Genomic DNA, 24,312 nt, shown 5'->3' with positions numbered 1-24,312 from the left:
CCTTGATCAGGCCGCCGCCGCCATGGCCTTGGCGAAGCGTTGGAAGGCCGGGCGGTTGGCCAGACGGTTGAGATAGGCGCGGAAGATCGGCTTGTCCTGGAACAGGCCCATGACGTCCATGGCCCAGTACAGCATGACGCCCCACTGGGTGTCGGCGGCGGTGAAGCGGTCGCCGACGGCGTAAGCGTGGGTGGTCAAGGTGCGTTCCAGGTTCGCCACCATGTCCGCGAAGGTGCCGAAGGCCGCCCCCTTGCCCTCGTACTGCCATTGGTTCAGGTGCGCCACCAGGCAGGGATCCGCCACGGCGTCGACGTAAACGACACTGGTCAGGTAGGGGCCGCGGCGCGGATCGTCCAGGGCGGGGGCCAGGCCCGCCCGCGGAAAGGCGTCGGCCAGGTAGAGGGTGATAGCCGCGCGTTCCGTGACCACCACATCGCCTTTGGCCGTGGCGTGGCGGATGGCTGGCACCTTCTTGTGCGGCTGGACGGTGCGATAGCTTTCCGAAGCGCCCCCCTGGGCATGGATGTCGATGATCTCGGTCTCATAGGCGACGCCCAGCTCCTCCAGCAGATAGTGGATGCTGGAGGAGCGGGTGTGCGGGCAGTGGAAGAAGGTGAGCATTCGGGGCCTCCCGGGGTTGGTGTCGGAAGGACCATGACAGAGTATACTGACAGAATATGGCAGTAGCCTGCTGCCCATAAAGCGCGGTCAAGAAAAAGGCGGCGCCCTGGGGACGCCGCCTTCTACTGGGGAAATCCTTGGATGTCGTTTACGACCGGCCCAGGAAGTCCATCTTGCCCAGCTCCACGCCGTTGTGACGCAGGATGTCGTAGGCGGTGGTGACATGGAAATAGAAGTTGGGCGTGGCGAAGAACAGCAGGAAGGCCTGGCCAGGGAAATGCATGTCCTCACCCCGGATCTTCAGGGTGACGGTGCGCTCCTCACTGCCGTCGACCTGGGCCGGGGTCACGCTCTTCAGGAAGTCCACCGTCTTGGCGATACGGGCCTGCAGGTCGGCGAAGGTGGTTTCAGTATCGGGGAAGCTGGGGACTTCAATGCCGGCAAGGCGGGCGACCGCGCCCTTGGCAGCATCGCTGGCGATCTGAATCTGGCGGGCCAGGGGGTGCATGTCGGGGGCCAGGCGGGCGTTCACGAACACCGACGGGTCGATCTTCTTGGCCTCGGCATGGGCCTGGGCCTTTTCCAGGATGGCCGACAGGTTGCCCAGAAGGCGCAGGAACACCGGCACGGACGCCTGGTACATGGAAAGCGACATGGGTGCGCTCCGATCAAGGTTGGAATGTCGGCCAAGATACGGAGCCGCCGCGCGCCGGATGTGCGCCCGGTCACCTTGACACCTGAATTTCACAGGACCGGACTGGCGAACCCCGTCCCTAGAATCGGAAGTTGAGGCCGACGCGGGCCACATGATCGGTCAGGCCCCGGATGTTGCCGGCGTCCTGGCGCAGTTCCAGGCTGGTGTTCAGGGTCAGGGCCTGGCCCCAGCGGCCGGTGGCCACGGGGGCCGCGTAGGTCAGGGCCATGTCGGTTTCCGCCCCGTCCGGTCGCAGGGAAACCCGGGTCGGCACCGTGGTGGCGTAGCCCTGGTCGTCCACGCTGGTCATCAGCAAGGTGGCGCTGCCGGCCACCACCCGCAGGGGCCGGCGCCAGAGGGCCGTCAGGCTGTCGCCCGCCGCGATGGCATCGCGCTGGGCCAGCGCCAGGCCGTAGGACCGGGACAGCAGCGGGCCGATGCCGCTGACCACGCCCTGGACGTTTTCCGATGCCGCGCTGCGCGCCAGGCTGGCATCCACCATCAGGCTGCCGCCCTGCCACAGGGTCATGGCCGTCGCCACCCCCACCGAGACGGTGTTGTTGTGGTCGCCCAGCCCCAGAACGCCGCCGCCGCGATACCGGCTGCCCAGCAGGCCGTCGCGTTCATCCAATAGGCTGGCGGTCAGGCTGGTGGTCCAGCCCCGTGCCAGGGTCCAATTCAGGCCGGCGGCCACGGCGTCGGCCCGGCGGTCCCAGCCGGCCCCCGTCAGCACCGGGCCCCGCCAGGGGTTCCAGTCGGCGCCCAGGTCGCGGCGATCCGTGCTATCCAGCGCCGAGGCGCCCGACCAACTGACGGCCAGCCGCGCGCCGCCCAGGGCGCGGCCCAGCCAGCCGTCCAGATCCGCCCCCAGGGCCGCGAAGCCGCCGCCCTGGGCCAAACCAGTGAGGGCGGTTGACACGCCCAGGGTGCCGGCGGCGTCGGCCACCGCCGTGCCGCCGCCCCACAGCGCCTGCGCGAAGGATGCCGAGGCCGGGAAGCCCCTGCCGGTGGCGAGCGTCAGGCCGCCCTGGCTGTAGGCCAGGGCCCAGCCGTCGCGGCCGGCATAGCCCTCGCGCCCGGCCAGGGGCAGGCTGGCCGGGAAGGCCCGCGCGCTGGCGCCGCCACCGCTGGCATCGCCGGTATAGGCCAGCGTCAGGCTGCCGCCATCGGCGAACTTGCTGCTGCTGGTCGTCACTGTGGGGGCGGGCAGGGCCGCGACGATGGACGAGGCGGACACCGGCTGCTTGGCGACCAGGCCGCTGAGGTTGACGGTGAAGTTGCGCTGATAGCCGTCGAAGGCGGTATAGGCCGCCAAGTGGGCGCTGATGCTGTTCAGCGCGCCCAGCGCGCCGCCGGTGATCAGCGTTCCGCTCAGGCTGGTGACGGGCAGGGACTTGCCGTTGGCCTGCACCACCGACAGCGTTCCCAGCGGCTTGAACGCCGCCGTCAGGTTCATCAGGCCGTTGCCGTACGTGCTGTCCACGCCCTTGGTCCCCATATCGGTGGCCGAGGCGAACAGGACGGCGGTGGCGGTGCCGTTGCGGTACAGCACCGGCCACGTCGCCTCCAGCAAGGCGACGGCGCCGGACACCATGGGCGCCGCCATGGACGTGCCGCTCCAATAGGCCAGGGCGTTGCTGCCGTACTGGATGCCGGGCGCGACGATGCTTTCCCCTGGCGCCATCAGCCAGAGCGAGGCGTAGCTGACCCGCGTGGTGCCGGCGATGGCCGATCCGGTACCGGGCGTGTTGGAAAAGCTGGACAGCTTGTTGGCGCCGTTGACCGACCCGGCAAAGGCCAGGTGGGCCAGCGCGGCGGCGGACAGGCCGCCGGTGTTGGCGCCGCCGTTCAGCACGGTCGCGGAGTTGCCGCCGGCGAACACCAGCACCGCCCCCTTGGCGGCCGCGTAGTTGATGGCGGAGACGATGGCGCTGGTGGGCAGATAGGTCAGCGACAGGTTGATGACCCGGGCGCCGGCGTCGGCGGCCTTGATGATGCCGTTGGCGACATCCACGTCGCTACCGCTGCCGCCGACGTTCAGCGCCTTTTCCGCCAGGATGGTGGCCTTGGGCGCGATCCCGGCCATGCCGCCGCCCGAACTGGTGACGGCGCCGGCGGCGATGGCCGCTGTGGCGGTACCGTGGCCGTTGTCGTCGGTGTAGGCCTTGGGGCAGGTGAAGGTGCGCGCCGCACAGGCGGAGGCGGTGGACACGCGGCCCGTGACGTCCGCCTGGGTCGCCACCACACCGGTATCGACCACGCCGATGGTGATGCCGCTGCCGCCGGTGGCCGCCACCTCAATGGCGTTGGTCAGGCCCAGTTGCGACCACCAGCTGGAGGAGTAGCCCGGCGCGTAGGTCTGCGCAGTCCCCATCCCGGGGACGAAGAGGCCGGCCAGCAAGCCCAACCGAGCCAGAGGACCGAAGGTGGCGCGCGGGCGCGTGTGCTGGGCGGTCATACCATATCTCCCGGGCGCCTTTGGCGGCCCCGCGACCTGCCCGTTCTGGGCATGCGAAGGCGCCCAGTCTAATCCAATTTGCCTAGGCCTGTGCACTGCCATCTGGATAGGTGGCTTTGGTTCGAGGACGGGCGCTGTCGGCAACCGCGTTTGCTGGGTAACAGTAATGCGCAAAAAGCCCCCAAGAAGACTGGAAAAGTATAAAATGGGGCAGTACATAACGAGACCGGCTTGTTGCCAGACTAGAGGGGCCTTCCGCCCGCGACCTGGGTAATCCCCCGGCGCTACGCTTAACGTCTTGGGATACGGGGCGGTTTTCGGGTTTCACGAGGTGGGTCATGGCACTGGAAAAGGCGGGGCGCTGGGCGCCCGATAGCTGGCGGTCTCGGGAAGTGAGGCAGATGCCCTCATATCCGGACATGCAGCGCCTGGAGGCTGTTGAGGCCCGCCTGGCCAATTATCCGCCGCTGGTTTTCGCCGGCGAGGCCCGGCGCCTGAAGGACCATCTGGGGCGCGTGGCCAAGGGCCAGGGCTTTCTGCTGCAGGGTGGCGACTGTGCTGAAAGCTTCGCCGAATTCCACCCCAACAACATCCGCGACACCTTCCGCGTGATGCTGCAGATGGCGGTGGTGCTGACCTTCGGTGGCGCCACGCCGGTGGTGAAGGTCGGCCGCATGGCCGGCCAGTTCGCCAAGCCGCGCTCTGCAGACCTGGAGGAGATCGGCGGCACCGCCCTGCCGTCCTACCGTGGCGACATCATCAACGGCTTCGACTTCACCGCCGACGCGCGGGTGCCGGACCCGGAACGCATGGTCCAGGCCTACAACCAGGCTGCCAGCACCCTGAACCTGCTGCGCGCCTTCGCCCAGGGCGGTTATGCCGACCTGCACAAGGTGCACCAGTGGAATCTCGGCTTCGTTGACCGCAGCCCGCAGGGCGAGCGGTACCGCGATCTGGCCAACCGCCTGGATGAGACGCTGGCCTTCATGGCCGCGTGCGGCATCACCGCGGAAACCACCGCCCAGATCCGCGAGACGGAGTTCTTCACCAGCCACGAGGCGCTGCTGCTGCCTTATGAGCAGGCGTTGACCCGCATCGACAGCACGACGGGCGATTGGTACGACGTTTCCGCCCACATGCTGTGGATTGGCGACCGCACCCGCCAGCCCGACGGCGCCCATGTGGAATTCCTGCGCGGTGTGAAGAACCCCATCGGCCTGAAGTGCGGCCCGACCACCGACCCGGATGAGCTGATCCGACTGATCGACATCCTGAACCCGATGGATGAGGCCGGCCGCCTGACCCTGATCGCCCGCATGGGCCATGACAAGGTGGGCGATAAGCTGGCGCCGCTGCTGCGCCGTGTGCGCGACGAAGGCCGCACCGTGGTGTGGAGCTGCGACCCCATGCACGGCAACACCGTCAAGTCGGCCACCGGCTACAAGACGCGGCCGTTCGAGCGCATCCTGGCCGAGGTGCGGGGCTTCTTCGATGCCTGCCGGGCGGAGGGCGTGCATGCCGGCGGCGTGCATTTCGAGATGACGGGCCAGGACGTGACGGAGTGCACGGGCGGCGCCCAGGCCATCACGGAGCATGCGTTGGCCCAGCGCTACCACACCGCCTGCGACCCGCGCCTTAACGCTAACCAGGCCCTGGAACTGGCCTTCCTGGTCGCTGAGGGCCTGAAGGCCTCCCGCACCGGTCAGCCCCGCCGGACAGAGGCTGCCGAATAAGGGCTGTTTCTGTATCGACATGAAACGGGCGGGGCCTCGCGGCACCCGCCCGTTTTTTCTGCGCTGGGCGGCGGCGATCAAGCCAACGCGGCGTCCAGCGTGATCTCGGCGTTCAGCACGCGGGAAACCGGGCAATTGGCCTTGGCCTCGGCGGCGATGTCCTGGAATTTGCCGGCCTCGATGCCGGGCACCTTGGCCCGCACCGTCAGCTTGACGGCGGAAATGCGCCAGCCGGCACCCTCGCCCTCCATGGTCAGCAGCGCGTCGGACTTGATCTCTTCCGGGGTGAAACCGGCGCCCGAGAGCATGAAGGCCAGTGCCATGCTGAAGCAGCCGGCGTGGGCGGCGGCGATCAGTTCCTCGGGGTTGGTGCCTTTGCCGTCGCCGAAACGGGCGATGTAGGAATAGGGCACGCTGGACAGGGTGGCACTCTGCGTCGTCAAGGCGCCGTCGCCGTCCTTGCCCGTGCCATGCCAGACGGCATTGGCGGTGCGCTTCAACTGGGCCATGCGATCTCTCCTCGATGGGGGGTACACCCTTGGCCGATCTATCGACGGGCCGGGCGATGGGGATAGACTAACAAGCTATCGTGTCAGTTCCATGCGGATGTCCCGCGATGCGCTGGCCGCAACCAGTACGGGCCCGCAATGCATCACTTTCGCCTTCCCTCGTCCGTCTGCCCGGGACATGCCCGGTGACGGGGCGATCGTTTTGGTTGGTGTTGTGCAGCCTTTGGACGGGCGCCGTCCTGCTTCCCGCCACGGATGCGCAATCCCAGGTGTCGTACCAGGATCGGGCCTGGCAGCGGGTGGATCCGGCGACCCTCGCCTTCCGCGGTGAAATCCTGCCCCGGCGTTTCCTGCCGGGGGAACATCCGCTGGGGGATGCCGACCTGCTGGCCCGCAACCTGACGGCGGAGACGCGGACCCTGGTGCTGGATTCCGGTGGCGGCGACGTGACGGTCGCCCTGGCCATGGCGCGCCTGATCCATGAGCGTGGGTTGGATGTCAGGGTTGACGGACGTTGCGCCTCGGCTTGCGCCCTGCTGCCCTTCCTGGCGGGGCGGCACAAAGTGGTGGCACCCGGCGCCGTGGTGGAATTTCACTCCACCAACAGCCTGGATCCGCGCGACACCCCGGACGCGCGCGCCCGGCTGACGCGGGAAATGGAGGCGATCCGCGGACAATTGCCCGACCTGTCGCGGGATGGCGTCACGGTCACGCCGCCAGACCTGGGGGGCGCCACCGTGGATGCCATCCTGGCCGCCCGCCGGGGCAACGCCGCGCAATTGCGTCAGGCCATCGCCGGGCTCTATAGGGAATGGGGGATGGCCCCCGTGCTGCTGGATGACATCGACCGGTCGACCGACGCCTATCTGGCCGGCCATCCCGGTCTGCTGCGGGACCAAGTCTGGTGGTGGTTTCCCTCCAGCCTGATGATGGAGCGCTACGGTGTCACCGGGCTGGACGCCGCTCTGGTGACGGCCGACACGCTGACGCGCCTGGGCCTGGAGGTGGGTGGCATCCACCTGTCGGCGGAGCACCGGCCCTGACGCGTTCCTGCTTATGAACTGTGAGGATCCATCCACCACCGGCGGCTCAGGGTTTTCACGTCGTCCATCTGCCGATCCAGCACGCCCAGCATGCCCCCGGTCCAGGTTTCGAACGCGGCGCCGCCATCCAGGGTCCGCACGTTTTGGGGCAGGGTGCGGATCAGGGTGGCAATGTTCTGTCCTTGCCCGTAGTCATGCCCCAGTTGCCGGAAATAGAACCCGGGCAGGATGAAGCGGGGCGCGCCCCGGTAGGCGAGAACGACCGTGTCGTAGCTGTGTTCGTTGAGCGCGGCGGCGGCTTGCAACAGGACACGCAAGACGTCCAACGGCGTGGCGGTGCGCTGGGCGCCCCACACGTCCACCACCAGCGTCCCCGGCAGGACCAGGGCCCGGTGGTAGGCCACGACGTGGACGGTGCTGTTGGCGGGGTCCTGATCCAAGGCCCGCGCCACGGGCAGGGTGACGCTGGCCAGGTTCCACCCGGCGACCATCGCGGCCACGACGGCCAGGCCCAAGGCCCCTTTCGCCCACTTGATCAAAACCCAACCTCGCCAACCAACGCGTTGGCGTCATGCTAGCGCGCCCAGGAAGGAATGCAATCCACAGGCGTAAAATGCCGCAATATTAATCTGTTAACGGGTAAGATCTTCTACCTTTGTATTCAGACGGGCCGTTACCTGGCTTACAGCACCATGGCTGCGGCCAACCGGAACGGCGCCCGGCTGCGTTGCACCCGCGCCAGCAGCCAGGCACCCTCCAGCGCGATGAAGAATCGCGCCGCGCGTTCGCGCGGATCGCTGACCCCTAGACGCTCGGCATGTCCCGCTGTGCGCGCCGCCCAATCCTCCAGCACCTCCGCCACGACGACGGACAGGCGGGTGGACTCCGGTATGGCACCGATGACCAGGGCGGTGACGGGGCAACCGTCGCGCCAGTCCGACGCCTCGAACCAATCGGCGATGGTGTCGGCCAGGGCGTGCACACCGTCGGCAAAGGTGGGGGCGTCGGCGAACGCCTGGTCGATCATGCGGCCGATGCGGTGGCCCGCCAGCCGGGCCGCCTCTTCCGCCAGCTCTTCCTTGCCGCCGGGGAAGTGATGGTAGAACGAGCCCTTCGGGGCGCCGCTCACGGCGATGATCTCATTCAGGCCGACGCCATTGTAGCCCCTGCGCCGGAACAGGGTCACGGCGGTATCAACGAAGTGCTTCTTGGCATCGGACAGGCGTGGCATGCCTCTTCATGCCAATTGTATGTCGGTCGGTCTAGTGATATCCATTCTATGGTGATCGCCATAGAATGGATCACCAACCGCACGACAAGGGGGGATGGATGCCGGAGGGCGCGGTGGAACAGGCGGTGGACTTCGCCACCCCGGACGGCGCCCTGTTGGCTGGCCGGCTGACGCTGCCGCCTCACGGGCGGGAACCGGCGCTGGCGATCGTCCTGCATGGGGCCACAGGTGTGCCCCGCGATTACTATCGCCGCTTCGCCGCATGGCTCTCCGTTGCCAAGGATGCGGCGGTGCTGACCTATGATTATCGGGATTTCGGTGCTTCCGCCGCCGGTCCGGTCAGCCGGTCGGATGCCACCATGGCCGTATGGGGGGTGGTCGACCAAGCCACAGCGCTGGATCACGTGTGCCAGCGGTATCCCCAAGCCGAGATTTGGGTCGTCGGCCATTCATTGGGCGGTATGTGCCTGCCCTTCCATGCCAGTGCCGGACGCGTGGCGCGGTTGATCGCCGTGGCTTCCGGCCCCGCCTATTGGACCAAGCATCCCTGGCGCTACATGCCCGCGGTCATCGCGTTCTGGTTCCTGCTGGGGCCGCTGGCGACCCTGATGTGCGGCTATCTGCCGGGTCGCCTGTTGGGCCTGGGCGCGGACCTGCCCAAGGGGGTGTTCTGGCAATGGCGGCGCTGGTGCGTGTCCCGTGGCTTCTACCGGGCCGACTGGGGGCGGACCATGCCCCATCCGGTGCCGGACCGCATGACTGGATCGGTGACCTTGGTCGGTATCGCGGATGATGACATGATGCCGCCGGAGAGGGTGCGCCGGTTGGCGGAATTTTATCCCGCCGCGACCATCCGTCACCGCGTCATAACCCCGGCGGAGGCTGGGGCGAAGGCCATCGGGCACTTGCGCCTGTTCGCTGAGCGCAATGCCCAGGCGTGGCCGCTGTTGCTGGAGGGGGGCGTTTAGGCGGCCACGGCCGCCGGCGGCGTCACCGCGCGCTCCAGGCGGCCCAACAGGGTGCCGAACAGGGCGGTTTCCAGGGCGCACATCCGGCCCAGGCGCACCGGGTCCCAGGCGCCCAGCGCCTTCAGCCGGTCCGCCATGTCACCGAGATGGCCTTGCTCCTCCGCCAGCAGGCTTTTCAGCGAGATCCGCGACCCCGTCTGGCGCAGCGCCGTCTCATACAGGTGGTAGAACCACACGGCGCGGAATTCCACAATCAGCGACACATGCAGGTACAGCACCTTTGAGCGAGGCGGCTCACCGGCCAGCGCCTGCTCCACGCCGATGTCCAGCTTCTGGAAGTACAGCCGCCCAGCGGCCGGGGACAGCAAATCAGCCTGGACGTAGTCCAGCGGGCGGCGGGCCACCGCTTCGGCCTGGCGCTTGAAGAAGAAGGCGTGGCGGGCTTCCTCCGCCAGGTGCTTCAGTGTCGGCAGGTCCATGCCGGGACCGTGCTGGGTCGCCATGATCTTGTTGCTGCCCATATGCTCCATGAGCGACAGCTCATTCATGAAGCGGGCATGCGAGAGCGGCGTGCGCAACACATTGGACAGGAAGGCCCGGACCCGGGGAACGAGGGGGGCGTTGTCGGTTTCGAACATGCCCCGCACTGTTTCCAAGGGGACCGCCTCCAACGGGACCGTGTCGGGGGAAACCGCATCCAAAGACTGCTGCATGACCTCAATCCTATTCACTCGGACCTTCACGCCGGCCGGCGCGCCGATTTGGAACTTTGGCGCGGGGCCGCACTGTGCGCGTGCCTTTTGGTGCCGGGCAACATGAATCGCATCCTGTCCAAATAGGGGCCATCATTCGGCGCAGTTATGCCACCATCGGGGGGCAGCCTGACATGGATCGAGGATAACCAGGGTGGATTCCGCCATCATGTCCAGTTTCATCGTGCCCCGGCGCTCCGCCGTTCTGCGCGGCACCATGACCGCGCTGGCGGTTTTATTGGCTTTCTCCCCCGTGATGAACGGCGTGGCGCGGGCCCAGGAAGGACCGTCCGCCTACGACGATGGCGGCGACCAGTACGCCGGCGACCCGCCTACCCGGGTGGGCCGCCTGGCACGGGTGCAGGGCACCGTGTCCTTCCACACCGCCGATGGAACGCAGTGGGACCCCGCCATCCCCAACTACCCGCTGACCAGCGGCAACGCCCTGTGGACCGAGCCGGGTTCCAGCGCCACCGTCGACGTGTCCACCACCCGCCTGGTGATGGACGGGGCCACCGAGTTGGACATCGACACGTTGGACGACCGCAACATGAGCGCCGACTTGGCGCAAGGGCGCGTCTATGTCCGGGTTCGGGGCCTGCTGCCGGGCGAAAGCTACAGCGTGCGCACGCCGCGCGGCACCGTGACGCTGGACGCCCCCGGCCGCTATGAGATCGTGGCGGGCGATACGGAATCCCCGACGCGCATCATCGTGCTGGAGGGCGCGGCGCGCGTCAGCGGCCAGGGACTGTCCCTGAGCCTCAACGGCGGCCAGACTGGGGAGATCACGGGCGACACTCCGCCCAATGTCAATGTCCGGCCCGCCGATCATGATTCCTTCCTTGTCGCCATGCTGCGGGCCGACCGCGTCGGTTCCTCGCCACCACCGCCGGCGGTGGTGGCCGCCATGCCGGGCGCCGATGACCTGGATGATTACGGCAGCTGGCAGGCGACGCCCCAGTACGGCCAGGTCTGGTATCCCCAGGTGGATCCCGGCTGGGTTCCCTATCGTGACGGCCATTGGGCCTACGTCGCGCCCTGGGGGTGGACCTGGATCGACAATGCGCCCTGGGGCTTCGCCCCCTTCCATTACGGACGCTGGGTGGATGTCGGCGGCCGGTGGGCGTGGGCCCCGGCGGGCGCCGTGGTCACCGTCGGCCCGCCGCCCCCGCCGGTTTATGCCCCGGCGCTGGTGGCGTTTTTCGGAGCTGGCGTGGCCATCGGGGTTTCCATCGGCGGTCCCCATTATGCCGATCACCCCCCGGTCGGATGGTGCCCGTTGGGGTGGCAGGAGCCCTACCATCCCTGGTATCGGGCCAGCCCGCGCTATGTCGAATATGTGAACAGGCCGGTGGTGCGCGACATCACGGTCATCCACAATGTCACCAACGTCACGAACGTCACCAATATCACCATCAATAACTTCGCCAATCGCCGCGGCGCCTCGATGATGCCGGCCGATGCCATGGTCGCGGGGCGTTTTGGCCCGCGCGACGGCGGCGCGCGCCCCTGGGATGGCCGGCAGTTCGCCGACGCCCGCATGGTGGTGGGCCGGCCTCCGGTGCAGCCGACGGCCGCCACCCTGGGCGTCACGCCCCAGATGGCGCAGCGCCTGCACCTGCCGGGGCCGCCGCCAGGCATTGGGGGCGGTCAGCCCCCGCCCAGCCCCGGTCCCCAATTCCAGCCCCATCCGCCGGGTGGTCCGTCCCGTCCCCTGGACCTGCGTGGCCCCGGCGGTGGACCCCATCCCGACGCCGCCCAGGCGGGCGCTTTCCGCCCTGGCGATCCGCGGGGTGACAGGCCGGGCTTCGATCATGCCGGGGGCATCCGCGCCCTGGACCGTCGCGCCGATGAGCCGGGCTTCCGCTCCAACTCTCCGGCGCCCAACCCATCCTCGCCCAACCCCATGGCACCCAACGCCCCGGCACCCAACGCCGCCGCGCAGGGGCGGCCTATGACCCAGCCTGGCGCGTCCCCGGCGAGCCCGCTGCCACCGTTGGCCAACCACAACCAACCGCCCGGCCCGCCCGCTTGGCGCGGCCGCCCCGGTCCGTCGATGGAGCCGTCGGCGCCCCATTCACCCACGCCGACTCCACCCGCGCCTGGCCAGTCGGCCGCCCCGCCGCCGCAACACCCGGCGCCGGCCCAGCCGCAACCTCAGTCGCAGGCGGCGCACCAGCCTGAACGGCCCCAGCAGGATTTCCAGAGGGATTTTCACCGGGACTTCCAGCGGGATTTCCGGCGGGACACTCCTCAGCCGGCCGGACGGCCGGAGGGGCCTCAGATGCGGCCGCAATCACCGCCGGAACCCCAGCCCCACAGGGACGCGGAGCATCGGCCCCAGCCCCCGCAAATGCCGCCGCCGCACATGCCGCCGCCCCAGGCGCGGCCGGAGCCGCCACACGCGCCCCCGCCGCAACAGCACCCGCAGCAGCCCCAGCATCATCCGGAGCCGCAGAAGCCGCAACCTGCACCGGGGCGCAACAATGATGCGCCCCAGCCCCATAGTCCCTGACCCGACAGCCCCGGATCGCTATCTCAGGCCTGGTCCGCCGCCCGGAAGCTGTCGTGGTGGCGGATGACCTCCTTGATGATGAAGGTCAGGAACTTGGTCGCGAAATCGGGGTCCAGGTTCGCCCCCTCCGCCAGGCGGCGCAGGCGTTCGATTTGCGCCGCCTCCCGGCCGGGGTCGCTGCTCGGCAGGTCGATACGCGCCTTCAGCGCGCCGACCTGCTGGGTGCATTTGAAGCGCTCCGCCAGCATATAAATCAGGGCGGCATCGATGTTATCGATGCTGTCGCGCAGGCGCTTCAGCTCGGGATGGATGGCGGGGGCAGGGTGCTCGGCGCCGGACATGGCCACTCCTCAGAATTCGCAGACGGCGCCGACAGTACAGTCCAGCGGCCGGGATCGTCAGTGAAAATTATAAGCGGCTGTTTATAACAAACGATCGCAGCTACCCCAAAAGGTGGAAGGGTCGGTCCGGAAATCCGGGGAAAAGCGTACTGAATTTGCGTCAGCGCTTCGGGCCGGGGGGCGTGGCCCGCCCCGGGATGGTCTTATTGAATCCCGCGGCGCGGCGTTTTTTCGCCACCTTTGGGCGGTCTTCTGAACAGGCCCGGAAGCACCGGGAACTGTTTCTGTCAGAAGGATTGAGATCATGCCCGTCCTGACCCGCCCCACCACCAGTGGTCCGTCGCCCGCCGGACAGTCCTGGGGCCAGTCCTGGCGCCGTCGCGGGATCGCTGCCCTGACCTTGGCCTTCGGCCTGGCGTTGGCGCCGCTGATGACGGCGGGCAGCGCCCAGGCGGAGGTGGTGCATCACCGGGCGGCTCACCGCCCCCATCATCACCACCACCATCACCATCATCACGCCGTGCACCATGTTCACCACCGGGTGGCCCACCCGCACGGCTAATCCCGACATAGGCGCCGCGGCGCCTGTAATGCGCGCCCCGGTGGAACCGGACGGTTCCCCGGGGCGTTTCAATACGGACACGAGTTCAAGCCGGCGGGGGCTGGCGTTAAGCCCTTGGCGGAGCAAAGGACATAGGTCCACCAGCACCACATTATTTGCCGTGTTGCGACTTCTTTTCGCCACCTTTGGCCGCTCCCCTGACGGCACCCCTCTCATGAGACCCTTTCAATGAGGAATGGAGGACGACCCATGTTCACGAAGTTGACCACCGCGGGATGGGCCCGCACGGCGACCGCGCTGACCCTGGCCGCTGGGCTGGCGTCCGCCCCCGTTCTGAATGCCGCCGCCTGGGCGCAGACCGCGCCGCCGGAGGGCACCCCCATGCCGGGCACGCCGCAGGCGGGGGATACCCAGCCGCCGGGCCCGGATGCAACCACTCCCAGCCCGTCCAATGCCCACAGCCTGCCGGCCGACCGGGGCGGCCCGGACATGTCCTCGCCCTCCCCCATGCCGCCGGCGCCGTCGGACCAGAGCGGCCCCATGGCGTCCCCGTCCGCCCCGGCGGTGACGGAGAAGCCGCCGGTGGTCCAGCCCTTGCCGCCGCACGACCCCAACGATGACAAGGGCAAAGCCCACAAGGCCTCCAAGAAGTCCGGCAAGCACACCTCCCACCACAAGAAGATGGACGGTGATGACGGGGACGCCACCCCGTCCGGCGACAGCGGCACCACCGGCCAGTCGGACATGCCGCACCTTTAACGACCTATTCGCACGCCGCTTGGTGTGAATGGCAAACCCCCGAGGCTCCGCCCCGGGGGTTTTGTCGTTGGGGGACGGGTCTGGGCGCCAGGGAATGAATTGTGATGATGGCATATTAATCGTATAATTAGAGCGTAAGGCGGCATCCCGCCCAACAACGGGTCCCACGGTATAACGGGGCCGGAACGGAGGAGACGTTCGATGCGAAAAATGATCTTGGCCCTGGCGGCCCTGCTTTTGGTACCGCTGCTGACGCTGGCCCATCCGGCCAAGGCGGAGGATCGCAAGGATCCGCCCCGCCAGCCCAACGGCCTGGCCCTGACCCCGCCCATGGGCTGGAACACCTGGAACAAATTCGCCTGCGAGATCAACGAGGAGGTGATTCGCAAGGCCGCCGATGCCCTGGTGAGCAGCGGTATGGCCTCCGTGGGGTACAAGTACGTGGTGATCGACGATTGCTGGCACGGCGCGCGCGACGCCCACGGCGACATTCAGGCCGACCCGGCGCGCTTTCCGTCGGGCATACGGGCGCTGGCCGATTATATCCATGCCAAGGGCTTGAAGTTCGGCATCTATTCCGACGCGGGCCGCCTGACCTGCGCCGAGCGGCCGGGCAGCCTGGGGCATGAATACCAGGACGCGGCCCAGTATGCAGCCTGGGGGGTGGATTACCTGAAATACGACTGGTGCTTCACCGGCACGCAGGACGCCAAGGCAGCCTACACCCTGATGAGCGACGCGTTGCGCGCCTCGGGTCGCGACATCGTCTTCAGCATGTGCGAATGGGGCACCGCCAAGCCCTGGCTGTGGGGTCGCAACGTCGGCAACCTGTGGCGCAGCACCTGGGATATTTACGACGGCTGGCAGGGCAGGCAGGGCAATTCGCTGGGGGTGATGGATATCCTGGACCAGATGGCTGACCTCTACCCCTACGCCGGCCCTGGCCATTGGAACGACCCTGACATGCTGGAGGTCGGGAACGGCGGCATGTCGGATACCGAGTACCGCGCCCACTTCAGCCTCTGGGCCGTACTGGCCGCCCCGCTCATCGCGGGCAATGACTTGACCAACATGACGCCGGCCATCAAGGCCATCCTGACCAATACCGAGGTCATCGCGGTGGACCAGGACCCCTTGGGCGCCCAAGGCCGCCGTGTGGCCAAGCAGGGGGACCTGGAGGTTTGGGCCCGACCCCTGGCCAGCGGCGACAGGGCCGTCGTCCTGCTGAATCGGGGCACGGCGCCCGCGACGATCACCGTCAACTGGCCGGACCTGGGATATCCGGCGAAGCTGCCGGCCAAGGTGCGTGACCTGTGGCAGGCCAGGGACCAGGGTACGTCCAAGGGCAGCTACACCGCCGAGGTGGCGGGGCACGGCGTCGTCATGGTGACGATCCGCCCCGCCGTCTGACGCCCCCGCGCCCCTTTTTGCCGACGGGTGCCGCAGCCTTGCCGCGTGTCAGTGCCTCAGTAGCGCGGGAAAAAGGGGCGGGTTGGCATCATGGGGGTTATGCGGAATCGAGCCCGGAGTCCGGGGCGGTGGCTGGGGCTGGCTTTTGCCGTGGGGGCATTGGCCGCCCTTGCCGCGTGCGTCGACATTCCGGACGGCGCGCCGCTGCCGGACGCCGCGGCGCCACCCCCACCGGCCTATGTGGCCGACGCCGTGCCGCCGCCCCTGATCCTGGTGTCCATCGATGGCTTCCGGGCCGACCTGATCGACCGGGGCCAGACGCCCACGCTGTCGGCCCTGGCGGCCGATGGCGTGAGGGCCCAGGCCATGCGGCCGTCCTTCCCGTCATTGACCTTTCCCAACCATTACACGCTGGTGACGGGGCTTTATCCCGATCACCACGGCATTGTGGACAACACCATGGAGGACGGGGTGCTGGGGCGCTTCGCCCACAGCGACCGCGACGCCGCGGGCGATGCCCGCTGGTGGAACCAGGCGACGCCCCTGTGGGTCAGCGTGCAGGAAGCGGGACGGCACAGCGCCACCGTGTTCTGGCCGGGGTCCGAGGCGCCCATCCAGGGAGTGCGGCCTGACCATTGGCTGCCCTTCGATGCCAAGATGACGCCGGACCAGCGGGTGGACGCCGTGCTGGGTTGGCTGGACCTGCCGGGCGACCAGCGACCCGCTTTCCTGACGCTTTATTTCGATCAGGTCGACCATGCGGAGCATGAGGCCGGGCCGGCCAGCCCGGCGGCCGACGCGGCTGCTGCCCTGGTGGACCGGGCACTGGCCCGACTGGTGGAGGGGTTGAAGCGGCGGGGACTGTTCGATAGGGTAAACTTGGTCATTGTCTCGGACCATGGCATGACCGCCACGTCGCCGGACCGTCGTATCGTGCTGGATGACCGGGTGGACATGGCCGCGCTGCATGTGGTGACGACTGGTCCGCTGGCGACCCTGAGCGTCGCCCCCGCCCGGCCGGAGGTGGCGGCCCGCCTGCTGAGCCGGCAGGACCATATGGAGTGCTGGCGCAAACAAGACGTGCCGGCGCGTTTCCACTATGGCCGCAACGAGCGGGTGCCGCCCATCCTCTGCCTGGCGGACGAGGGCTGGGTAATCACCACCCGCGCCACCCTGGCCGCGCGCAAGGACAAGCCGGCCACCTTGGGCGAACACGGCTACGACAACGCGCTTCCCGCCATGCGCGCCCTGTTCGTGGCCCACGGCCCCGCCTTCCGCCACGGCGTGGTGGTGCCGGAATTTCCCAACGTCGACGTCTATCCCCTGCTGGCCCGTTTGGTGAGCATTCGGCCCGAACGCAACGATGGCCATGTCGAGGACGTGCTGGACATGTTGCGCCCGGGGTTCTAGCGACAATCTAGAACTCGAAGCCCAGGCGTACGTTTCCCCACAGGCGGCGGTCCACCACGATGGGGCAGTCGATTTCCTTCATGCGCCGGATGCGGCCGTCACCCTCGTCGCGGTGATAGGCCTGGATCAGGAAGGGGCGGCTGTTGCGCGCCGCCGCCAGCGCCGTGCGGTCCATGTAGCGGCGGCGGCCCCGGGCCCCGTCGTAGGCTCCAGGGCCGGTGTTGTGGGTGGGCACGTAGCCGTTGGTTGCCGTCGCCACACAGAAGACGATCCGCCGGTCCAGGTCCAGCACCGGGTCCTGCAAGGGCGGGAACACCGCGTCCGCCAAAGCGGCATAGGGGGCGGTGAACTGCTCCGGCACCGTTCCGGGAATAGGCTCCAGCCCCTGGTCGAACAGCGCGTCCTGGTCAATGCGGCCGTCCCGCAGCGCCTGGGCCAGAGCCCGGGCCATGCCGGCGGCGACTTCCTGCGCGGCGGTGATCAGCACCTCATCGGCCGCGATCATGGCATGGTATACCGCCGCCAGCCGCCCCCGGATCGCGCCATCCAGATCCAGGAACCGTACATGCAAGCCGGCGGGGCTGCGGCCGGCCAGGTCGCAGGCCAGGTCGCCGACGCCATCCAGGTGGAGGGTTACGGCCGTCCCGTCGGATGCCGCGGCCCTCTCCTCACCGTCCGGCAGGGCCACCGCCCCGCCCAGGGATAGATCCGTGACCCGGGCCGCCAGGCGCCGTCCATCCAGGGTGAGGGTCGCGGGCAAGTCGCACGGGATGCGGTCGAACGCGCGTCGGTCCCCCGCCACCGACTGGCGCAGCACCATCAATAGGCGCGTCTTCATCTCGCCGACCGCCTGGTTGGTGGCGGCGACCTGGCGGCTGACCGTGCCCGCGGCCAGGCAAACGGTCTCGGCCTGCCCCCGGATATGATCCACGCTGCCTGAGACCTGGTTGGCGACGTCCGCGGATTGCGCCGCCCCGCGTCCGATCTCGGCATTGGCGGCGGCTTGTTCCTCGACCGCCGCCGCCGTGGCCGTGGCCGCCTGGTCAATCAGCTCGATGGTGCGGATGACGGCGTCCAGCGCCTGGACACTGCCATCCATGGCGCCGGCGATGTCGGTCACCTGCCGGGCGATCTGGTCCGTCGCCCGGGCGGTTTGGGCGGACAGGCTTTTCACCTCCCCCGCCACCACGGAAAAGCCTTTGCCGGCCTCGCCCGCGCGCGCCGCCTCGATGGTGGCGTTCAGCGCCAGAAGGGTGGTCTGGCTGGCGATGTCATGGATCAGGGCCAGCACCTGGCCCACCTCCGCCGCGGCGGTTTCCATGCGCTGCAGGGCGCGGGCGGCGTTGCGGGCGTCCTCCACCGCGCGGCGGGCGATGTCGCTGGAGCGGGCCGCCTGGCTGGCGATCTCCGTTCCGGCCGCCCCTTGCTGCTCCGCCGCGGCGGCCACGGTGGTGGCGGTGCCGCTGGCTTGCGCCGCAGCGGTTGCCACCACCACGGTATCCTGGCGCACCTCCTGGATATTGCCCAGCAGCCCGGTCACGGCGGACACCACCTCCGCCGAGGTTCGGTTGATGTCCCGCCAGGTGGCCTCCAGGTCGCTCTCGATCAGCTGGCAGGTTTCCAGCAGGGCGCGTCGGCTGGCCTCCCGGCTCCGGGTTTCCAGTTCCGCGCGCTCGCGCGCCTGATAGGCCAGGATGGCGCGCAGGGCGCGCAGCCGGGCGGCGGCGGGTTGGAAATCACGCAGGGGCGGCAGGTCGATGACGCGCAGATGGTCGCCCTGGATCAGGGCATCGATGTCCTGGCGCTGCCGCTGCAGGATGCCACGGATGCGCCGCGCCAGCAGCCAAGCCTGGACCAGCGCGCCCGGCACCGCAAAGGCCACGGCCGCCATGATCGGCGCCCCCGCCGCGACGATCCCCAGCCCGGCGATGGGCATCAATGCCAGGCCCGCCAGGCGGGCGTCCAGCGTACCCAGCCAACGCAGGGCCGCGTGCACGGGCCCCCTTCGCAGGACTTGGCCCCCCAGCAAGCGCAGGCCGCGCCCACCCTGGCGAAGCGTGGCGTATAGCCGTTCCGCCGCCGCGACATCCGCCCGGCTGGGTTTGGTGCGGATGGAAACGTATCCGGTGATCCGGCCGCCCTCCTGCACCGGGGTGACGTTGGCCCGCACCCAGTAATGGGCACCCGACTTGGCGCGGTTTTTCACCACCCCTTCCCAAGGCTGGCCCGCCTGTACCGTGGCCCACAGGTCGGCGAAGGCGGCCTTGGGCATGTCCGGGTGCCGGACCAGGTTGTGGGGCGCGCCCAACAGTTCCGCTTCACTGAAGCCGCTGGTGGCGACGAAGGTCTGATTGACAAAGGTGATCCGTCCTTTGTCATCGGTTCTGGAAACCAGCATGTCCCCGTCACGGATGGGGACTTCCTGCTGGGTGACGGGGCCGTTGTTGCGCATGTCGTCTCCTGCCAAGTCTTGGCGGTGGCGGCGTTTTTCGGCCTTTGTCCTTTATTTCAGGTGTTTGTGATTGATGTGGCGCAAAGCTATACTAAAGAGTGTGGGCGATTTATTTGGGGAATAATGCGCCCTGTTACTCTTGCGGTGACTGACGTCCTGGTGTCGTCAGCCCTTGGCCCCCGTCCGGGCCAGCAAGTCTGCCAGTTTGTCCTGCCACAGGACGGCCCAGGTATGGCTGCCGTGGCCATGGGTCTGATCGCTGGCCGGGATCAGGATGAACTGGCCGTGGGGAATGCGCTTCACCAGCTGTTCGGCGATGCCCAGTTCCGGCGGGTTGATGAAATCGTCGCCGGAGTTGACCCACAGCACCGGCGCCTTGATGGTTTCCAGCTTTGGCGATGGATCATAGGTGCGTGAGGCGTCCAACTGGTAAATCAGGTCGTTGGCGTCGATGTGATCCATCTGGGCGTGGGTCAGGGTCTCCACCGCCTGGTCGGCCGCGTCCCGCGTGGGATAGGCCTTCTGCATCTGGATGGGTGCGCTGCCGGCGACGACCAGCAGGCTGGCGGCGGTGCGCAGGCCCTGCTGGGGCTGGGTCTTGTACTCGCCTCCCTGCCAGGCCGGGTCGGCCTTGATGGCGGCGATAGCCATCTGGCGCCACAGGCGGTTGCGTCCCGCGATGGTCTGCGGCAGGCAGGCCAGAGGCATCAGCGCGTCCATGGCGTCGGGGTAGGTCTCACCCCAGACGAAGGCGTGCATGCAGCCCATGGACGTGCCCATGACCAAGCGCAGATGGTCCACGCCCAGCTTGGTCACCAGCTGATGCTCCAGCGCCACCATGTCGTCGTAGTCGTACTGGGGGAAACGGGCGCGCAGGCCGTCGCTGGGCTTGCTGGACTTACCGTGGCCCACGTCGTCGGGCAGGATGATGTAATAGCGTGCCGGGTCCAGCACCCCACCGGGCTGGAACAGCACGTCGCTGAACTGCGGACGCAGGAACTGGGCGCCGGTGCCACCCGTGCCGTGCATGATCAGGATGGCGTTGTCGACACGGCCTTTGGCGTCGCGGTGCGGCGTGCCCAGGGTGGTGTAGTGCAGGCGCACCTCCGGCAGGGTCTCCCCAGTCCCGAACTTGAAATCCGTCACCGTCACGTCGCCCTCTCGGGTGACCGGCGCCACCGGCCCGGCGGCGAGGGCCGTGGCGCCGGCCAGCAGGGCGGCGCCGAGCATCAAGGGCGCCCAAACGGCGCGGGCGACGGATCGGATCATGGCGTGAAGGCTCCAGGCGGTTTCTTATCGTATGCAATATACGGTGATGACCCGGGAGCCAGGTATAGGCCGTTGGTCAGGAACCGCTGGATCAGCGGGCGGTGGAGGGGCCGCGCGCCGCGATGGCCTTGTGCGCCCTGTCCAGGAACCCATGGGACAGGGCGTGGTACACGGCCTCAGCCCCCATCATGCGGGCAGCACCACAGCCGATCAGGCTGCCGGCCATGATGGGCACCGCCATGGCGTGGTTGCCCGTCATCTCCAGCACGATGACGAAGGCGGTGATGGGCGCCTGCACCACCCCGGCGAAATAGGCGACCATGCCCACCAGCACCGCGACCTCGCCATTGGCGCCGGGCAGCAGGTGCCCCAGTTCCGCGCCCAGACCCGCTCCCACGGCCAGCGAGGGGGAGAAGATGCCGCCCGGGATGCCGCTGACGGATGATAGGGCGGTGGCCAGCCACTTGGCCGGCCCGAAGACGGGGGAAACGGCGGCCGCCGCCTGCGGATGGGATGCAGCCTCCAGCAGGGCCTTGGCCTGGGCATAGCCGGTGCCATAGGTGTCGCCGCCGGTGGCCAGGCCCAGCAGGGCCAGGACCAGGCCGCACAGGGCCGCGAAGGGAACGGGGTGGGCCTTGATCCAGCGCCCCACCCGGCCGGCATGGCCGGGCCAATGGCCGATTCCCTTGGCCATGCGCACCACCACGCGGCTGAAGGAGCCGCCGGCCAGGCCGCCGACCACCCCGCACAACGGTACCAGGACCCAGTCCTGCCAGGTCGCCATGTGGGCCGTGCTCTGGCCGAAATAGAGATAGTCGCCCTGGATGGCCAGGGGGGCGGCGCCCGCCACGGTCACGGCGGCCAGCACCAGGGCGCCGGTCCGCATGTCGAAGCCGCGCCCCATCTCCTCGATGGCGAAGACGATGCCGGCCAGCGGCGTGTTGAAGGCGGCGGCCACGCCGGCGGCGCCACCGGCCAGCAACAGGCCGGGGAAGCGGCCGCCGAAGGTGGCGCCCACCCGGTGCATGAGCGACGCGCCCACCTGCACCGTCGGCCCCTCGCGCCCGATGGAGGCGCCGACCGCCAGCCCCACCAGGGTCAGCACGATCTTGCCCACCGCCAGGCGGATGGACACCAGCGCCGTCCGCTCCCGCTGGTCGCGCAGCTCACGCGCGGCGATGGCCTGGGGAATGCCGCTGCCGCCGGCGTTGGGGAAATAGCTCCGCGTCAGCCAGGCCGACAGCGCCAACCCCGCCGGGGTCAATAGCAGGGGCAGCCAAGGGCGCCCGGCGGTGGCAGCGCCGAACAGTTCCTGCGCCTTGTCCGCCAAGGCGGCGAAGACGACGGCCGCCAGACCCACCAGCACGCCGCCGCCCCAGAACACCAGGCGCCGCTGCCAGCCCTCGCGGGAAAACCACAGGCGCCGCGTCCGTCGATATGCTGCCAATGCCATGGGGAACGGCCCCTTCTGGGGAAAACGTGTTTGGGACAGGATGTGTCGGAGAATTCAGCCTAGACCAGGATTTCGTTGGCGGCGACCTGATCCTGAGCCTGGATAAGGGGGAGCAGGGCCGCCGGCCGGGCATGCCTGGCAGCGGGCGGCTTATGGCATGTCCGCTTAGGCGGTTCCAATGGTGTAGGGTGCGGCGAAGTGACCAACCACGCCCGCTGCCCTCGCGCCGGGCTGAGTCCCCAAGGAAGTGACCGCCCATGTCCGATAGGCCCAATGCAGACGATCGCGCCCGCATCCTATTGGGCCAGGCGCACGATCGGTTGGGGGCAGGTGACCTCGCGGCGGCTGAAGCGCTGTGCCGTGACGCCGTGATCCTTGATCCCGCCTGTGCCGGCGCCTGGAATATCTTGGGCGCCCTGTTGCTGCGGCGGCGCGACCCCGCGGCCGTGGACAGCTTCGCCCAGGCTGTCCGCCACGCCCCGCGAGTGCACGAACACCACCGCAATCACGCGGCCGCCCTTAACCTGTTGGGCCGGGCTGCAGATGCGGAGGCGGTGCTCAGCCGTGCCCTATCCCTTCTGGGGCCTGATGGGGGGCTGCTATGCGCCCTGGGGGATGTCCGCATGGCCCGGGGCGACGCCGCCGGCGCCGTCACCGCCTATCGCGCGGCCCTGGACCATCTTCCACCGGGGCCAGAGCGGGTGCGGCGGCAAGGTAGTTTGGTCCGCGCGTTGTCCGCCTGCGGCTGGTGGGACGAGGCCTTGACCGTGGCGCGTGACCGGGTGGCCGCGTCCCCTGACATGCTGACCTGGCGCGATCTGGCCAACACACTGATGGCGGCCGGACAGCCGGACGCCGCGGTGGAACCGGCGCTGGCCGCCGTGGCCTTGGCGCCCGACCAGGCCGATTTGCGCGTCATCGCCTCCGCCGCGCTGACCGACGCCAACCGTGTGGACGAGGCGGAGGCGCAGGTGTCCGCTGCGCTGGCGCTGGCGCCGGACATGGCCGAGGCGCACGCCAACCGCGGTTTCATCGCCTTGCGCCACGACGATGCCGCCGGTGCGGCAACCGCCTTCCGTGCCGCCCTGGACGGCACACCGGCAAGCGGCGCCGCCACGGTGGCGGCCGCGCAAGAGGGGCTGGGGATGGCCTTGCTGCGCCAGGGCGACATCGCCGGCGGCGTTCCACACTTCGCTTGGCGCTACCGCGCGCCGGGCATGCGCCCCGCCCTGCCCGGGGTGCCGGAGTGGGATGGCGTGGTGCGCCCCGGTGCCGCGCTGGTGGTGACGGCGACGCAGGGTTTGGGCGATGCCATGCACTTCATCCGATATGCCCCGCTTCTGCGTCAGGCGGGCATGCGGGTCGTTTTCCGGGGGATGGAGGCCCTGGTCGATTTATTGAACGCATCCGGTGTGGTGGAGTCCGCGGGACCCTTGGCCCAGCCGCTTCCCCCAGGCACCGAGTGGGCACAGGCGGATTGCTTGGCGCTGCTGCCCCTGGCGGCGACATCGCTGGGTTTCGCGGCCGGGACCATACCCTATCTGGCGCCCCCGCTGTCCGCCACCCAGCGCTGGGCCGGGGCGCTGGCGCCGCTGCCACCGTTCCGCGTCGCCTTGGCATGGGCGGGGTCAACCCGCTTTGCCTATCACCGGCATCGGGCACCGCGACTGGCACCGTTGCTGCCCCTGCTGGACGATCCGGCCTTGGCGGGGCGGGTGGGGTGGGTCAGCGTCCAGACCGATGATGGCCGGCGCGATCTGGCGACGGTGGGCGCCACCCTGGCGACGCGGGGCGATTTCCTGGACTTGGGCGCCGGCTTGCGCACACTGGCCGATACCGCCGCCATCCTGATGCAGGCGGACCTGGTCATCGCTCTGGATACGGGGGTGGCCCATTTGGCCGGGGCTTTGGGGCGGCCGTTGTGGCTGATGCTGGATACGGGCAGCGAATGGCGCTGGTTTTCGGGCCGGACCGACAGCCCCTGGTACCCCACCGCCCGCCTGTTCCGTCAGCATAGCCCCGGTGACTGGGCCGGGGTGGTCGATGACATGGCGGGCGCGCTGCGGACCCTGGTTGCGCAATGACGGCGGGCGGACAGGTGGTCCGGTCCCGCCGTCATCGTCTGCCCGATG

General features: G+C 68.8%; 20 protein-coding genes. 9 read left to right on the top strand and 11 right to left on the bottom strand.

What is annotated here, in order from left to right; translation table 11 throughout:
• Positions 1–6: 6 nt before the first annotated feature.
• The 3 genes from FBZ90_RS12210 to FBZ90_RS12200 form a co-directional block, all read right to left on the bottom strand.
• Entirely contained in the window at positions 7–621 is a 615-nt protein-coding gene (locus tag FBZ90_RS12210) for a glutathione S-transferase family protein (RefSeq protein WP_145732465.1), read from the bottom strand.
• A 148-nt stretch (positions 622–769) separates the two neighbouring features.
• Positions 770–1,276: a DUF1993 domain-containing protein gene (locus tag FBZ90_RS12205; protein ID WP_145732463.1), complete on the bottom strand. Its 507-nt coding sequence runs from the start codon at positions 1,274–1,276 to the stop codon at positions 770–772.
• A gap of 118 nt (positions 1,277–1,394) precedes the next feature.
• Entirely contained in the window at positions 1,395–3,773 is a 2,379-nt protein-coding gene (locus FBZ90_RS12200) for a S8 family serine peptidase (protein WP_186455770.1), read from the bottom strand.
• 338 nt (positions 3,774–4,111) lie between these two features.
• Here FBZ90_RS12200 and FBZ90_RS12195 point away from each other — a divergent pair, with 338 nt between their 5' ends.
• On the top strand, positions 4,112–5,506 hold the full coding sequence (locus FBZ90_RS12195) for a class II 3-deoxy-7-phosphoheptulonate synthase (RefSeq protein WP_145732459.1): 1,395 nt from the start codon (positions 4,112–4,114) through the stop codon (positions 5,504–5,506).
• 77 nt (positions 5,507–5,583) lie between these two features.
• On the opposite strand, the gene FBZ90_RS12190 is transcribed toward FBZ90_RS12195, so the two are convergent.
• A complete protein-coding gene (locus tag FBZ90_RS12190; RefSeq protein ID WP_145732457.1) occupies positions 5,584–6,015 on the bottom strand; it encodes an OsmC family protein in 432 nt (143 codons plus the stop codon).
• A gap of 269 nt (positions 6,016–6,284) precedes the next feature.
• Here FBZ90_RS12190 and FBZ90_RS12185 point away from each other — a divergent pair, with 269 nt between their 5' ends.
• A complete protein-coding gene (locus FBZ90_RS12185) occupies positions 6,285–7,058 on the top strand; it encodes a hypothetical protein (protein ID WP_145732455.1) in 774 nt (257 codons plus the stop codon).
• A gap of 11 nt (positions 7,059–7,069) precedes the next feature.
• Here the strand turns inward: FBZ90_RS12185 and FBZ90_RS12180 are convergent, their stop codons facing one another.
• The gene (locus FBZ90_RS12180; RefSeq protein WP_145732453.1) at positions 7,070–7,573 is read right to left on the bottom strand and encodes a hypothetical protein; all 504 of its coding nucleotides are present in this window, start codon (positions 7,571–7,573) and stop codon (positions 7,070–7,072) included.
• Between the two features lie 167 nt (positions 7,574–7,740).
• A complete protein-coding gene (locus tag FBZ90_RS12175) occupies positions 7,741–8,289 on the bottom strand; it encodes a TetR/AcrR family transcriptional regulator (protein ID WP_145732451.1) in 549 nt (182 codons plus the stop codon).
• A 65-nt stretch (positions 8,290–8,354) separates the two neighbouring features.
• Between FBZ90_RS12175 and FBZ90_RS12170 the strand changes: the two genes are divergently transcribed.
• On the top strand, positions 8,355–9,257 hold the full coding sequence (locus tag FBZ90_RS12170) for an alpha/beta hydrolase family protein (protein WP_145732449.1): 903 nt from the start codon (positions 8,355–8,357) through the stop codon (positions 9,255–9,257).
• Here the strand turns inward: FBZ90_RS12170 and FBZ90_RS12165 are convergent.
• A complete protein-coding gene (locus tag FBZ90_RS12165; protein WP_145732447.1) occupies positions 9,254–9,970 on the bottom strand; it encodes a hypothetical protein in 717 nt (238 codons plus the stop codon). The two genes, FBZ90_RS12170 and FBZ90_RS12165, sit on opposite strands and share 4 nt — an antisense overlap.
• A gap of 208 nt (positions 9,971–10,178) precedes the next feature.
• Between FBZ90_RS12165 and FBZ90_RS12160 the strand changes: the two genes are divergently transcribed.
• The gene (locus FBZ90_RS12160; RefSeq protein ID WP_145732445.1) at positions 10,179–12,524 is read left to right on the top strand and encodes a DUF6600 domain-containing protein; all 2,346 of its coding nucleotides are present in this window, start codon (positions 10,179–10,181) and stop codon (positions 12,522–12,524) included.
• Between the two features lie 23 nt (positions 12,525–12,547).
• Here the strand turns inward: FBZ90_RS12160 and FBZ90_RS12155 are convergent, their stop codons facing one another.
• A complete protein-coding gene (locus FBZ90_RS12155) occupies positions 12,548–12,865 on the bottom strand; it encodes a chorismate mutase (RefSeq protein WP_145732443.1) in 318 nt (105 codons plus the stop codon).
• A 304-nt stretch (positions 12,866–13,169) separates the two neighbouring features.
• Between FBZ90_RS12155 and FBZ90_RS12150 the strand changes: the two genes are divergently transcribed.
• The 4 genes from FBZ90_RS12150 to FBZ90_RS12135 all read left to right on the top strand — a co-directional run bounded on the left by FBZ90_RS12150 (position 13,170) and on the right by FBZ90_RS12135 (position 17,006).
• On the top strand, positions 13,170–13,427 hold the full coding sequence (locus FBZ90_RS12150) for a hypothetical protein (protein WP_145732441.1): 258 nt from the start codon (positions 13,170–13,172) through the stop codon (positions 13,425–13,427).
• 249 nt (positions 13,428–13,676) lie between these two features.
• Positions 13,677–14,186, top strand: coding sequence for a hypothetical protein (locus FBZ90_RS12145; protein WP_145732439.1), 510 nt, complete (start codon positions 13,677–13,679; stop codon positions 14,184–14,186).
• Positions 14,187–14,387: 201 nt separating this feature from the next.
• On the top strand, positions 14,388–15,596 hold the full coding sequence (locus FBZ90_RS12140) for a glycoside hydrolase family 27 protein (RefSeq protein WP_246130347.1): 1,209 nt from the start codon (positions 14,388–14,390) through the stop codon (positions 15,594–15,596).
• 150 nt (positions 15,597–15,746) lie between these two features.
• Positions 15,747–17,006 carry an alkaline phosphatase family protein gene (locus tag FBZ90_RS12135; RefSeq protein WP_211102002.1) on the top strand — a complete coding sequence of 420 codons (1,260 nt, stop codon included), beginning with the start codon at positions 15,747–15,749 and terminating at the stop codon, positions 17,004–17,006.
• Positions 17,007–17,013: 7 nt separating this feature from the next.
• Here the strand turns inward: FBZ90_RS12135 and FBZ90_RS12130 are convergent, their stop codons facing one another.
• The 3 genes from FBZ90_RS12130 to FBZ90_RS12120 form a co-directional block, all read right to left on the bottom strand.
• Positions 17,014–19,458: a methyl-accepting chemotaxis protein gene (locus FBZ90_RS12130; RefSeq protein WP_145732435.1), complete on the bottom strand. Its 2,445-nt coding sequence runs from the start codon at positions 19,456–19,458 to the stop codon at positions 17,014–17,016.
• A 165-nt stretch (positions 19,459–19,623) separates the two neighbouring features.
• Complete coding sequence (locus tag FBZ90_RS12125; protein ID WP_145732433.1) at positions 19,624–20,727, bottom strand: alpha/beta fold hydrolase; 1,104 nt, start codon at positions 20,725–20,727, stop codon at positions 19,624–19,626.
• Positions 20,728–20,818: 91 nt separating this feature from the next.
• Entirely contained in the window at positions 20,819–22,180 is a 1,362-nt protein-coding gene (locus FBZ90_RS12120) for a chloride channel protein (protein ID WP_145732431.1), read from the bottom strand.
• Positions 22,181–22,437: 257 nt separating this feature from the next.
• On the opposite strand from FBZ90_RS12120, the gene FBZ90_RS12115 reads away from it, so the two are divergent.
• Positions 22,438–24,264 (top strand): tetratricopeptide repeat protein, encoded by a 1,827-nt coding sequence (locus tag FBZ90_RS12115; RefSeq protein WP_145732429.1) that lies wholly within the window; start codon positions 22,438–22,440, stop codon positions 24,262–24,264.
• Positions 24,265–24,312: the final 48 nt, after the last annotated feature.

The organism is Nitrospirillum pindoramense (assembly GCF_007827955.1).
Lineage (GTDB): Bacteria > Pseudomonadota > Alphaproteobacteria > Azospirillales > Azospirillaceae > Nitrospirillum > Nitrospirillum amazonense_B.
The sequence above is the reverse complement of the archived record's forward strand: the minus strand, read 5'-3'. Positions and strand labels throughout refer to the sequence as shown.